The sequence below is a fragment of the Paraburkholderia yinzeri genome (assembly GCF_046581065.1).
GTDB lineage: Bacteria > Pseudomonadota > Gammaproteobacteria > Burkholderiales > Burkholderiaceae > Paraburkholderia.
In genome coordinates this window covers 1,118,615-1,132,310 of record NZ_JBFOCJ010000001.1, presented here as the reverse complement: position 1 = coordinate 1,132,310, position 13,696 = coordinate 1,118,615, and the positions used below count along the sequence as shown (strand labels likewise).

9 protein-coding genes and 1 pseudogene are annotated in these 13,696 nt (G+C 57.9%); 1 reads left to right on the top strand and 9 read right to left on the bottom strand.

The annotated features are described in order from the left end of the window. Window positions 1–20 precede the first annotated feature (20 nt). The 4 genes from WJ542_RS05510 to WJ542_RS05495 all read right to left on the bottom strand — a co-directional run bounded on the left by WJ542_RS05510 (window position 21) and on the right by WJ542_RS05495 (window position 4,399). Window positions 21–575 (bottom strand): DUF3455 domain-containing protein, encoded by a 555-nt coding sequence (locus WJ542_RS05510; protein WP_411188337.1) that lies wholly within the window; start codon window positions 573–575, stop codon window positions 21–23. A 378-nt stretch (window positions 576–953) separates the two neighbouring features. Next, on the bottom strand, window positions 954–2,831 hold the full coding sequence (locus WJ542_RS05505; protein ID WP_411188336.1) for a DUF262 domain-containing protein: 1,878 nt from the start codon (window positions 2,829–2,831) through the stop codon (window positions 954–956). Window positions 2,832–2,989: 158 nt separating this feature from the next. Next, complete coding sequence (locus WJ542_RS05500; protein WP_411188335.1) at window positions 2,990–3,559, bottom strand: hypothetical protein; 570 nt, start codon at window positions 3,557–3,559, stop codon at window positions 2,990–2,992. A 264-nt stretch (window positions 3,560–3,823) separates the two neighbouring features. Next, complete coding sequence (locus WJ542_RS05495; RefSeq protein ID WP_411188334.1) at window positions 3,824–4,399, bottom strand: DMT family transporter; 576 nt, start codon at window positions 4,397–4,399, stop codon at window positions 3,824–3,826. Window positions 4,400–4,422: 23 nt separating this feature from the next. On the opposite strand from WJ542_RS05495, the gene WJ542_RS05490 reads away from it, so the two are divergent. After that, a complete protein-coding gene (locus WJ542_RS05490; RefSeq protein ID WP_411188333.1) occupies window positions 4,423–5,703 on the top strand; it encodes an IS256 family transposase in 1,281 nt (426 codons plus the stop codon). Window positions 5,704–5,736: 33 nt separating this feature from the next. On the opposite strand, the pseudogene WJ542_RS05485 reads toward WJ542_RS05490, so the two are convergent. The 5 genes and pseudogenes from WJ542_RS05485 to WJ542_RS05465 form a co-directional block, all read right to left on the bottom strand. Next, window positions 5,737–6,141, bottom strand: a pseudogene (locus WJ542_RS05485) (EamA family transporter); the annotation flags it as partial. Between the two features lie 195 nt (window positions 6,142–6,336). Continuing rightward, window positions 6,337–7,776, bottom strand: coding sequence for an AlkA N-terminal domain-containing protein (locus tag WJ542_RS05480; protein ID WP_411188332.1), 1,440 nt, complete (start codon window positions 7,774–7,776; stop codon window positions 6,337–6,339). Between the two features lie 327 nt (window positions 7,777–8,103). Then, the gene (locus WJ542_RS05475) at window positions 8,104–9,996 is read right to left on the bottom strand and encodes an SAM-dependent methyltransferase (protein ID WP_411188331.1); all 1,893 of its coding nucleotides are present in this window, start codon (window positions 9,994–9,996) and stop codon (window positions 8,104–8,106) included. Window positions 9,997–10,551: 555 nt separating this feature from the next. Next, on the bottom strand, window positions 10,552–11,085 hold the full coding sequence (locus tag WJ542_RS05470) for a Spy/CpxP family protein refolding chaperone (RefSeq protein WP_411188330.1): 534 nt from the start codon (window positions 11,083–11,085) through the stop codon (window positions 10,552–10,554). A gap of 681 nt (window positions 11,086–11,766) precedes the next feature. After that, window positions 11,767–12,963, bottom strand: coding sequence for a YagK/YfjJ domain-containing protein (locus WJ542_RS05465; RefSeq protein WP_411188329.1), 1,197 nt, complete (start codon window positions 12,961–12,963; stop codon window positions 11,767–11,769). Window positions 12,964–13,696: the final 733 nt, after the last annotated feature.

The following is a 13,696-nucleotide window of genomic DNA, read 5'->3' as shown; positions in this document are numbered from 1 at the left end:
CACGTGCGCTCGCACCACGGTCATTCGAGGAACACGTACTCCGCTAGATAGGGGCTCCGCCCTTCCTCGCCCTCGCGCACACAGGCTTGCGCGGGAGCCGCGCCGCCGTGCGTGGCAAGCCGCTGCACGTAGCGCACCGTGCTCAGGAGACCCAGACCGCCCGCATTGGTGGATGAGAGGAGCAGCATTGGGATCGCCGCGCCGTCGTCGGGATTGGCGGCGTGCTGCAGCAGCTTGCCGGTGATCCGGCTGCCGTCCGGCGCTTCCCACGACGGTCCCGCGCTGTGCCTGACGACGAGCTGGCCGGAGGCGTCGTAGAGATCGGCTTGCGGCGCCTGGAAGGTCCACGCCAGTTGATTCGCGGCGTCGCGCCTGCACACGTAGATCTGCACGCCCGATGCCTCTAGCGAGGCCACCACGTGCGTCGCGCCGGCGGGCTGCAGAACGTCGGGCACCGGCGTCTGGGCTTGGGCCAACGAAGGCGCCACGCTGCCAGCCAGCGCCGTCGCGATCGCAAAAGCGCGCCGCGTTGCCCGGCGGACGTCACGGCCGCCTCTACGAATCGATTGGGTCATGCGCGTTGTCCCTCGATGAATGTCTCAGCGTACCTGCCGATCATACCGGGAAACCGCTGCGAGACGCGGGTGCCGCCGCGCCGTCACTTCGGGTCGTGTACAACGGGCCCGCGCGCGTAATCCACGACATCGGTTGATCAGGTGTGCACTTCATGCTACTGACGCATTCCGACCCGGAGCGGTAGTTCGCGATGAGCCGATCAAATGACGGCTTTGGTGTGAGGAGCGGGCACATTCGCCGGAGACGATCCCCATCGGACGCTCGCTACGCACGATTTCAACGTCCGTTCGGTACCGAAATTTTATGGATCCTGGATTCGGTGCGCCGTTATTCCGCCGCGAACGACGAAGGAAACATGTCGCGCCCGTTATCGCCCCTTACGCGGCGGACGTGGCCATTTCCTCTTCCTCGTCTAGCACTTCCTGGGGTACCAGCAGTGACGTGGTGACTTCGACGTTGTCGCGCAAGCGTCGAAGCAATGCCTCACGCCTCTTGCAACAGAAGGCTTCGAAATCTGCGAAGCACAAGCTGTCTTCTCCGGTGAGCAGCAGGTCTGCAGCTTTGAAGCCAGTATGGGGCTCTGCCATCCAGTCGACCAGCGCCATATCCTGCTTCGACCGGTTCTGCGATGTATGCAGAAGATGCAAGTTCGCGATCGAGTTCCAGTTGACAGGGTCACTGTAGAAATTAAGGCGATCGGGCGCGTCCTGGAGAAACGATGCCGATGCGAGCGCCGCCTTGTCAAAAGCGCTTGCCGGATGCAGGTGATCGATGTCCAGAAGCAGATGTTCGTTGACTTCAGGGAAAAGGAGATTCAACACCAGGCGACAACGCGGATCCCCGTACTGAATATCCAGCAGACTTTTCAGGTAATCCTCGTCGAAACGCAAATCCTTGTTGGTGGTTTTGAAGGCGTCGATGATTTCCTTCAACGGGAAGGCGCCCTTGGACCTGTTGGACGTGACGACATTCCTCATTCGTGTCAGCACGCCATCCGCCTGTCCGCCGAACACCCCGCGCAGAAGAGCCATATTGAGCCAGCGCGACAGGTCCGCCCGCTCGTCACGAAGGTGATTGAGGTTGTTGATGCTCAAATAGAGCGGCTCGCCGGCATAAGACTGGCGGTAGAGATAGTAGGCCAATGGGATAACCGCGTTTTTGGCTCTCAAAGACTGGTCGTTAAGCCCGAAGCGGCGAAGCAGTTTGAACGTTTCGATCACGCACGCCCTGATCCCTTTCCACTGCTCCTGAATCTTGCTGACCTGGTTGGTGTCAAAGTTCTTGACTTTGAACTTCACGTCGGCCTCAGTCAGCATGAGACACGTTTTCAGCACCCAGTCGCGGCCTATCGAGAAGTTCATAGCCGAACTTTGCCGTACTTCGACCACGAGATCATCGATATCCGTGCGAGCGTCGCCCTCCCAATTGGCGATCGCGATCGACATGAGCAGATCTGAGAAAGCAAGCGGCGTGCCCCCGCTATTTGTCCGGATGAACACGTCCAGGACGTGATCGATGTCCTGGCTTTCCTCGTTGTAGTAGTGGATCACCTCTTGATGCCGAATGACGTAGTACAGGCGGGTTAATGTATTGCGCGCATACTCGTTGTCCGCCAGGGAGTGCTGCCTGAGATAAGGCAACACCACTTTGGGTCGAATCTGGTCCAACGAAGCCACTTCCGGCAGTCTTAACACTTGACCCACTTCGAACCAGTGAGAAGAAGGGTCTTCCGCGTACTGTTCAACCTGGCTCTCAGCCAGGAAGCGGAAGTCGTACTGTGTCATCGACTCGTTTTCCTGTCCCTCCAAGCCCTTCGTCAAGTTCAGGAACAGGCGTCGCGGTGGCAATATCTCATCGTTTCGTGTGTTGGGCCACCAGACGCGAGGGCGCTTATAGGCATACGTGCCCTTCAATCCGATATAGATCGATGTCAACCGTTGCTGGCCATCGATCACCGCCTTGAAATCTTTGAAATCCCCATGAGTGGGAACATGATCATTAGATTCCTTGAATCGCTGGCAGTAGTGAGTCAAAAAATCGTAAAAGCGGTAATGGTTCTTGATCGCCGTGCTTGTGACGTCCCACATCATGAAGGTGCTGATCGGGTATCCTCGCATCAGCGAGTCGAACAGGACGCAAATCTGCTGCGTCGACCAGACGAAATTGCGCTGAATCGCTGGTAGCAAGAATGTTCGATCATCAATGTTCCGTAGCGCCTGACGAATCGAGATCGGCTTTTCGAATTGGCCTGCCATTTGTGTGTTTCTCCAAATCCTTTTTCAATGCACGTCGACATCGGCACGTTCTATTCAATAGTCCGTGCGTTCCCGTAGATACGCCTCGGTGGTTCAATTGCACGTCCCTCAGTTGAAGGGAGGCAATATCGGATAAAGCCTTCGTTCGACGGGAACGACTATGCCAACGCCATTTCGAATGCTTCTTGCGCGTCAAAACCCTCCATGAGGAGCGCCAGAATTTTCTCCCTGTGGTTACGAATAGAGGCGGGAAGTCGTGCCTCGTTTTCCTTGAAGTAGGCGAAGAGCACGTCTCGAGCCGCAACTTCCGAAAGCGGCGTTCGCTTGCTGATACGTATGGCCTCGACCACTTCCGCTTCGAATACAACGACATCGACTTCCCAATTGAAGGCGAACGCCTCTTTCTGAAGCTCGCTTGCCTGAGCAAGCCCCACGTAGTTTGGACCGGGCACGGTCGTTCCCCGCTGAACTACGATACTGGCAAGATCCGGAACGCCACGGCGCAGGCAAAACGTACGGATCACGTCAAGAATTCTGCCCGACGACCGCGGGATGGCACGCCGAATTTCGCTGTTGTCGGGGTATATCGCCCGAGCTCGTTCAATTAGAACGCCATAGCTGATGAGCTTTCCTTGCTTCGCGCATTCGACCAGAATAGGGAAGAGGAGACTGGCCAGTCGAAGCGAACGTTCCGTGACATTCGGATACAGGGGAGCGATTTGGCACATGGGCGCGCTTTGATCGATGTGATATGTGTAATCTCCCGATCCTGGAAAACTAGATTGGGTAGCTGGTTATCGGCTACCTGATTAAAACCTTGAGTTTCCTGCCCACGCCTTTCAGGCAAGAAGGTCCGCTGTCTGGGGCGGAACTGACATCTGAACATCCACATGAAAGCGTTTGCGACCGGCCGTTGGTAGCCAAATCCGGGCCGACGGCGAACGCACCAAACCGACCCACAGCGGCCCTACGCCGCTCTCCAGAGCGGACGGTCAGGCTTTGCGGGCCAGTATCCACCCTAGCTTTCCGCTCGCTAAAGCCGTTCCAAAGAGCACGATCGCGCATCCAGCGATCATCACCAATGTGATCGCCTCCCTTAGGAAAGCTGCGCCCCAAATCATTCCAAAGACAGGGATAAGAAATGTGACAGACGCAGCGTATGTGGCACCGACGCGCTCAACGAGCCTGAAAAACAACACGTACGCAAAGCCCGTACACACCACGCCGAGTGCTGCGACGCATGCCCAGGTCGACGGCGCGACGCCGTGCTTCGGCCAGAAGAACAGCGCGAGTGGGATCAGCAAGGTTGAGGCAAACAGTTGACTGCCAAAAGCGACAACGAACGGATCCACGCCCGCCAGATGACGTTTGGAATAGTTGACCGCAAACCCGTAGAACAGAGTCGCGAGCAGCGCAGCACCGATTGCGAGCGGGAGATTGCTGGCACCGCCGATGAGGGTGCCCCAAGCCAGAATCGAGTTATCGTCGGAAGTGGTGTATGCGGCGTAGGGAGGAGGCAGGAGAAGGCGGTGGCGATTGATGGAGAATGTTGCTTTCCACGGTAACACTTCCTCAATCGAACTCCACCACCATGGCGAAACATACGCAGGAAACGAGCAGCAGTCAAACAGCAGAACCGCAATTTGAGGGCGCACCCGGCCTGGACGATCTGATCCAGCAAGGGGCGCGGCGGATCATCCAGCAGGCAATCGAGGCGGAACTGGCGGCGATGCTCGAGCAATATTCGAATGTGAAGACGATGGACGGCCGGCGCGCGGTCGTGCGCAACGGCTACCTGCCAGAGCGCGAGATCGTCACGGCGGTAGGCCCGGTGCCGGTCAAGGTACCGAAGGTTCGCGACCGCTCGAGCTCCGGCATCAAGTTCAATTCGACGATCGTGCCGCCCTATGTGCGCAAGTCGCCGCGCGTGTCATCGTCGCTGCCGTGGCTGTACCTGCGAGGCGTCTCAACCGGCGACATGGGCGACGCACTGTCCGAGCTGCTCGGCGAGCAGGCTAAAGGGCTGTCAGCGAGCGTCGTGAGCCGCCTGAAGGCCGCATGGTCAGAAGAGTACGAGAAGTGGAACAAGCGCGACCTGTCCGCCTCGCGCTGGGTCTACTGGTGGGCCGACGGCATCCATACTCAAGCCCGCACAGAGGATTCGGACGGGCAGTGCCTGCTCGTGATCATCGGCGTGAAACCGGACGGCGGCAAGGAGCGCGTTGCGCTCAGCGACGGTTACCGCGAGTCGAAACAGTCGTGGATTGAACTGCTGCTCGATCTGAAAGCGCGCGGCCTGCAGGCGCCGCCACTGCTCGCGGTTGGTGACGGCGCGATGGGACTATGGGCGGCACTCGATGAGGTGTTCCCGCAAACGCGACATCAGCGCTGCTGGTTTCATAAGGTCGGAAATATCCTCAACGCGATGCCCAAATCGCAGCACGGCAAGGCCAAGGCGGCGCTCGCAGAGATCTGGAATGCCGCGACGCGCGCCGATGCGATTGTTGCGTTCAATCAGTTCGTCGACGTGTACGCGGCCAAGTACCCGAAGGCTGTCGAGAAGCTCACGAAGGATCGAGACGCACTGCTCACGTTCTACGATGTCCCTGCGGAGCACTGGCAGCATGTGCGGACCACGAATCCGATCGAATCGACGTTTGCGACGGTACGCCATCGCACGAGCCGCACGCGCAACTGTCTGTCGCGCGCGACCTTCCTGGCGATGGCGTTCAAGCTGATTGAAGCGGCCGGGCAGACCTGGAGGAAGATTCGCAGCGCCGAGAAAATTGATCAGCTTCTGAAGGGCGTTCCGTTCAAAGACGGAAACCCGGTGATTGAAAGCACACCGGCTCCTCAAGCGCTGGCCGCCTGATCATGCCGTCCCGCCCGTACACCACTATTGACGATTGCTCGCCAGAATCACGACGCCCCCAAGCCCAAGCATCAACCCGACAGCTTGCCCAGGTCGCATTGATCCTCCGAAACTAGCGACCGCAATTAGCGCAGCCCAGAGTGGCGTCGTCGCGTTTAAGATCGAATCAACTCCCGCGTTCACGTAGAGAGTCGAATATGCGAGCAGACAAAACGGTACGGCCGAGTTAGTTACGCCTACGACAATCAAAGGCCACGCTTTGGATCTAAACTGGCTACGTGCTGTTGCTGATCGAAGCACTGGCGCCAGAATGGCTGCTGCGATTGTGACGCGCAGCGCGATTAAAGGGATCGGTCCGAGTACCGGTGCCGCCACACGCATGAAAAGAAACGATGCACCCCAGATAGCAGCAAGCGCGAACAGTTCGATTACGTTCATTGAGTATGTTGATCCAGTGTTTGAATAGTAATAGGCGCTTGCGTCCCTCACTTTTGCAAGGCTGGGAGTGGCGGGTGCACGAGCGACCCGCGCGACAATGCTTGGTCGCGATGGGGATCGGGGACGTTAAAAATCACTCCACCCGGAAAATCCGAGACAACGTCGCTCTACGCGCCTAAGCTCGACAGACCGGGGCTATTCGCGTTGCGCTTGGTGGCGACGCCAAACGTGCAACGTTGCATAGGCTCGCCACGGCTGCCATCGTTGGGCGTGTTGGTTAAGTGCTGGTGCGCTCGAATAGCCTAGTTGCTTCTTCAGCACGGCATCGCTGTCGGGGAATGCATTGGGCCATGCCAGCGCGCGCATAGCGATGTACTGGACCGTCCATTCGCCAATTCCCCGGATACTCCTTAGCGCGGCGAGCGTCTCGTCCAGAGGTGCCAACGGTTCCAAAACAATCCGACCGGTGGATACTTCCCTCGCGAGGGCAATGATTGTTTCTGCCCGGATGCGTGTGATGCCTGCCTCCTGAAGTGCTGTGGCCGGGATGTCGGCGAACACCGTTGCCGAAGGAAACGTCGTCGACAAGTCGAAGGGGCCAGCGAGCTTCGTCCCAAAACGGTCAGCTATCCGCGATAAGATCGCTCGCGCATTTGAAACGGAGATTTGCTGTCCGACAATCGCACGGGCCGCAACCTCGAAACCATCAAAGGTGCCAGGAACCCGCATACCCGGTAACTCGGCGGCCAGGTCGCCCAGATGCATATCGATCAGGTCAGGGCGGGCGGAAAGGTCGAACATCCGTCGGACTCGGCCGATAACGGGTGCGATGACTGGCGTCAGGGAGATGGAGACCTTAACGTCGATCGCATACCGGTGTGGTGCATGCGTTACGCCGATCCATCCCGCTATGTTCTGGGTGCCCCGCTTTAGCTCGATGACTCTGGTATAGGAGTCGTCGCCAATGTGCTCAACACCGGCGATTTGCCGGTGCGCGAGAAATGCAAGCACGCCTGACCAGGAAAAAGGCGGTCTGTATCCGAGCGAAAAGGTGATGGTTTCCTGCGGATGAGAGTCGATCTCCTTCCGGAACCGAAGTGGATTCAAACCATATTGTTTCAGGAACAGGTCATTCAACCTCCGGACGCTGCCGAACCCTGCTGTCAATGCCACTATGGTGACTGGCAAACGCGTTTCAGTCAGGAGGCGCTTTGCCAGCAGCAACCTTTGCGTCTGAGCGAATTCGATCATCGATACGCCGTATTCGGCAACGAAAATCCGCCGGAGGTGCCGGTCGGTAACGCCAATGCGCGCCGCAAGCTCTGCGAGACTTGCCGTGTTCAGAAAACCCTCTTCGATGAGTGTCGCGGCCGCCTGCGCTAGTCGGGCCGACGCATCAAGTAGTCCGTTTCCGGGTGCCAACTCCGGGCGGCAGCGCAGACAGGGGCGAAACCCAGCTTTCTCGGCCGCTGCCATGTTAGGGAAAAATCTACAGTTCCGCTGCTTTGGGGTCCGGACGGGACAAACCGGTCGACAGTAAATTCCGGTCGATGTGACACCGACGAAGAACCAGCCATCAAAGCGGCGATCTCGCGAAAGCAATGTCTGGTAGCAGGTGTCAGGGTCGAGGTTCATGCTCAAACTTTAGCGGAAACCAGCGCGTGACTCTGGCCAGATTCGGACATGAGTATTTGATCGCCTGTGAGCTGAGGCCCGACGTGCTGAAGCAGCATCGCTTCTTGCCGAGTGGAACGCCGTAGGTCATGACCAATTGTTGACGATCCTGCTCGTACGGGCGAACGGCCGAAACTGGCCGGCCACTGCCCGACGAGGTTGGACAGGGGCGACCCATACCGGTCCTTCAATGTTCCCCGAAGGAGACGCTGGAGATCAGCATGTGGTCGAAGCGCAAGCCAGGCTTACCTCGATCTGGCTATGAATAGCCCCACCCGGAAAGCACTTTCAGACCGTTGCCAGAACCAGACGCGTAGGTGTCGCACCGATATGCAATCCGTCGGTTCGATTTTCGAGATAACGCTGGTTCAACGCGTCCGGAGTCCATGTGTTGCTATGGCTGAAACCCAATTCAGTCAACGTCTCGGCCAGGACGGTCGGCTCAAAGAAGGTCTTCCATGGTTCACCGCGCTCGGCGAATTGCGCCGTCAACTGCTCCATCGCCATACGCATGATCGGTGGCAAACTCGAAAGCGGCATCGCGTATTCGAACAGGACCGCGCTGCCTTTGGCGCAACTGGCGATGAAGCGTAACGTCTCAATGACCGCGGCCTCATCGAGATACATCGTCACGCCGAGCCAACTGAAAATGGCCGGCGCATTAGCATCGAAACCGGCACGCGCCAACTCCTCTGCCAGACCGACGCCCTCGAAGTCAACTGGCACAAAATGCAACGACGGCGGCACCACGATGTCTGCCTCGCTCAGGCGGGCCCGCTTCCACTCTTGCATTGGCAGCAGGTCAACCTCGAAGATACGAGCTGCCGCATCGGGATGCCGGTACGCGCTGGTATCGAGCCCCGCCCCGAGAACCACATACTGGCGAATGCCGCGTTCGACAGCCTCGCCCCACACATCGTCGGCAAGCCGGCTGCGTACGATCACCGAGCTACGCATCCCCACCGAGGTCGGATGGCGGAACCTGTCGATGTTGTCACGCAGTGTCTGTGCCTCGGCTGCGCCGAGGACCGTTAGAGCAACAGGATCGTCAAGTACCAACGGCCGATCAAGGAGTTGATGCGCGGCCCGCTGCGTCGCCACCATCAACGCGCTCGGCTTGGGGCCGGCGTTGAGCGGTGTCATGTCATGACCGACAATATGCGCCTTGTGCAGATAGGCCAACAGCGAATCGTCGAGGCCGATGCCCAGTTGCAGATCCGGCTCGCGCATCAAGGCATCGCGCACGCGCGCTTCCAGGACTGCGTCGTCTCCGCAAAAGCTGTCGAGAAATAGTTGCTGCCAGCGCTTGACGATCTCCTGAACCGGTGCTGCCCCGGCGTCGACGCCCGCTTCCATCTGTGCCCTCAGTGCGACTACCAGCGCCGGCCATGCTTGACTTTTCGCGGTGGCGAACTGGCGACGCCGCACCTCGTCGGCCTGCTCTGGATTGAGGTACTTGGCGAACAGTACGCAGCGCGCGTGCGTGAATGCTTCGTCGATCCATTCCAGCATCTCCATCGTAATGCCGACGATTTGCCGGGCGCGTGGTTCACCGAGTTGCATCGCCATCAGCTTGGTAGCGAGCGCCGGGTCGTTGCGGGTCATTCGGATCACGAGCCTGATCCAGCGCCAGGCCAGTGCCTGAGCGGCATCACTTTCGGTCGGCAGTGCCTGCTGCACAGCAACGCGAACCTCGTCAATGAGCCCGGTCCACGACGGATCCGTCGGTGGCACAGTATCCGGCCCGGATGCCAGCAGCGTATCGAGTTCGTCGTCATCAAGGTGCTTTTGGTACATGTTCATCAACTCCAGAGCATTCAGCCAGTCGGTCGCCGCTATCTCGCTACCGGCGGCGGTCACGTCAACGATGTATTGCAAGTGACGACTGAGACGCTGCGCACGCAGTGCCTGCGCGTTGAGCTCCGTGATCTGACGCTGCAGAAGCTGTCGCGGAACGTCGGCCGGTCGAGCATCGAGGCTGGCCTTGATGTCCGGCAGCGAATACCCGAACCGTTTCAGGGCCTCAATACGATGCAGCCGGATGAGATCGTCCCGCCCATATAGGCGCGCCCCCCCGTCGGTGCGCTGCGACGGCGACAGTAGCCCGATTGAATCGTAGTGGTGCAGGGCCCGGACACTCAATCCCACCTTCTTCGCCAGTTCGCCGATCTTTAGTCGCATTGCGTTCCCAGTCGTTGGTGTCAACCATAGAAGCTGACGTAGCGTCAGGTGCAAGTGAAATCGACGGGTTTGTGTGCGTGCTGGGAGCGCGCCCAAAACTCAAGAGCCTTAAACGATACAGGATTTCGATTGTTGGCAATCTGGCCCTTGGTGTCGACTGACCGGTTCCGGCCGTGCTATGCCCCACGACCAAGTACAACGATCGCTTCGGGCGCACGCTTAATGCAACAGGTGTGAGACGACCCGGAAGAGCCCTTCAGCTTTTCGGGTCAAATAGCCGGCAGGTGGCCGGCTACCGCCAGTGGCGAGGTAGCACATCATGATGACGGGCGTTTCGCCGAGCACCGTGCCGTCGTCCAGCACGAGCGTCGGCAGGAATACGCGCGGATTGATGAAGCGGCAGGCGTCGGGAACTGCTCTATGGTCCAGGGATCGACAGGAACTGGCGGGATGTCGATGGCCTTTTCCGCAATCGGGATGCGGATGCTGCGCGAATTGGGCAATCCGCTGGCGTGATAAGGCTTCGCCCCCGACTGAGAACCCTACGGCGAACGGTCAGTTCGATGCCGGGACCGGAGCCGAAGCTGCGCCAGAAGATGCAGCCGGCTTGTGCCAGGAATGTTTTATGTGCGGGCGCCCATGCTGGTTGCGGAACAACTTGTCGGCAACCGCCTTCTGATCGTTGGACAGCGAGGCGTAGAGCGCACTGAATGCGGTCGCGAGCTTCTGCATGTTGTCGGCATGCAACTGAGCCAGCGATGCATAAGACTTCATCGCGTCGTCGGCACTCAACGACTCCAGTTTTTGAGCACGATCCCGTATTGCAGCGTCGGTGCTATGAGCGTTGTCGCGCATGACCTGTGCATACGCATCCCACTGCTGCGACTGCTGGGCGGTGATCTTCAATTCGGAATGGAGTTGGTCAATCCGTTGCTCCACGAAGTCGCCATGCTTCTGCGCTTGATGTGCAACAGCGGAAGATGCGGCGACCGGACTACTTGCCGCCGTCGTTTGCGCCCACGCGGAAGTGGTGCAGAAGGCAAGGACGAACAAGGTGGGAACAACAGTCTTACGGACCAATTTTTTCATGGCTGGATGCTCGCTGATAGATGGGCTGCAGGCAACAACTGTGCGTCGCTCTGACGTTCCATGTGTTGGTGCCGCGCCATGGCACGTATTTTAGTAACCGGCTGGGTAACTGTTTGGATAGTAGTAGGCGCCCGGGGGCGGTGGGGGCGGGGGCGCGGAATAGACATCGGCTGGCGGTGCCTGCGTCGCGTTCGAAATGGCCGCGCCAGCGACAGCGCCAAGGAGCGCGCCCACAACCAGGCCACCGACCAGGTCGCCACCACCATACCCGCCACCGCCGTGATACCCGCCGCCGCCGTGATACCCGCCGCCGCCGTGATACCCGCCACCGCGATACTCGGGTCGGCCGTAACCGCCACCACCACGTCGATCGTGTTGGGCTTGCGCGGGTAGCGCCGATGTCGCTGCAACGATGGCGATTGTCGCCATCGCAGACCAGCGACGTAGGGAAGTACGGGAAATCAGGATCATCGGCTCAAGACTCCTGGCGTTGGATGAATTCCGGATGATACGACGGACCGGTATTGACGCGTCATCAAAAAGTCTACGCGTATATTCGAAGAAGGTCGTTATACAGTTATCAGCAGCGGCGGCTTCGGATAACCTGACATCAACACGTCGCGCCAGACACGGCGAGTGCCGCAGGTCCGGTCACTGACACCGTGCCCGTTATGGCTCGATTCAATCGGTCCAATCTTCATCAGGCGACACCACATTCCCATCCGCTCCATCAGACGACTCGCCGTCGATCAAATTTTCAGTGGCGTTATTCGCGTCGACATCAACACGAGGACGACCAGCCTTCACCTTCTCCGGCGCCTTTCCCATGCCGAACGTGCGAACGCGCTCCGCGCACTTGATCATGAGGTACTGCTCCGCCTTGGCGAGGTACACGAGATTCCTTCGTAAGGCCTCCCGCCTCTCGGTATCGTTCCAGTTGATCTGTCCGACACCAACGCCGTGACCACGCTCCTTATACTTCCGCTTGAGCCGCTCGGCGTTGCTGTTCCAGTATTCGCCCTTGCCTTCCGTGATGGCATCAACCCAATATTCACCGATCTGCTTCGCGATGAACTCGTCGCGGTTGTGCTCCGCCGAATAGAAGAGAATCACGTGCAGGTGCAATCCCGTGTCTTCCCCCTGCTCGATTGCCCATACATAGTTCCTAATACCTGACATCAGCCGATTGAAGCGCCGTGCAGCGAAGAAGCGGTCGCGGTGCTGCTGGACTGTCTCGTATGTAGTCCCGCAACGGAATTTCGGCTTGTAGCGCAACGTCAGCGAGAGCACCAGCCAGCGAGATCTTCCTGTCTCCTTCGAGAACATCGCCTCCTCCAACACCAGCACGCTCTGCTTATTTTTTTCGGCGTTCACCAGTCTCAGACGCTCACGCTCCGTGAACTCGCGCGACTGACAACGCTCACGAACCCGATCAATCAGCGCATTGAACAGGTCCATACAACGCATGCCATCTGCACCGCACGTGTCACCCGGCTCTCCGAGACAGAACGGATCTGGACTGAGTAGTCTCAATTCCTTGCAGGCATCGTAGAAGACTTCGACGCGTGTCGAGTAGCGGTACATGTCGGAGTATCGCTTCAGCCATTCGTTCATGCGACGGTAGTACTTCTTGCCAAGGTATAGCTCGCGAATCTTGCTAACCTGAGCGTAACGTGTTGTTTCATCAACAAAGCCTCCCTTCCAACGTTTCTCGATGTCCTTTACGAACTTTTCGATACCGAGAAGATATTGTGAGCCATAGCCCTTGTGGATGATCGTCGCTCTCCTTTCTCTGACATTTCCTTCTTCAACGTTTATGCGTTCGTCAAGGCGAGCGATGGTCTCCAGTTCTCCCTGGTCTTCCGTGATCTGGTGCATGATTGCTTCGTAATGTCGTCGCAGAGCATAGCGACAGTGGTGAACAGTCTGCCTCCTATGCTTCGAGTCATCAAAGTAGCTGGAGCGTTACGCAGCAAGCAACGTTAGTAAGCTGGAGACGTTTTTTTTTGCAGATTGATCGATGTCCGATTTCATCGAAGATGGATCTATCATTCTCATCCATCATTCACCCTCTTGTTTACTGCTATAAATTGCTCTGTATTTTTCATATAACAATCCTTCATTATTTCGCATTCCATATGAAGCAAAATTGGATACAGCCCAGAAAACATGATCAACGCATCGACTCACCCCACTGGCGTGAAGAGGACTTACCTATCGTTCGCTTCTGTCATATACATAGATACGCACGCAATTAAGAACCACTGCACGTCTGCGCTGGCGATGAGCTTCCTGAACACGGCATGATCTCAAGAACATGTAGAATTCATGCTCCACAATTCGAAAGCAGGCAACCGAATCCTCTATTCGGCTTCGCGCCACGAATGGTTCGACGAAAATTGCAATCGAAGTCCGTATGTGTTGTCGTACACGTTTTGGAAAACGAGATTCTGCGGGAATTTCAAAAAATTAGTGAAAAAAATTTTGATGAAGTCCGTGCGCTTTCTCGTGAATCTTCTGTGAAATTTTGCACGATAAAGCACTCGCCTGACCGGACGTTCACATCTGCTCCCGGAAAACGTGGGGGTGGCCCCCACCCCAAACCGGAAGA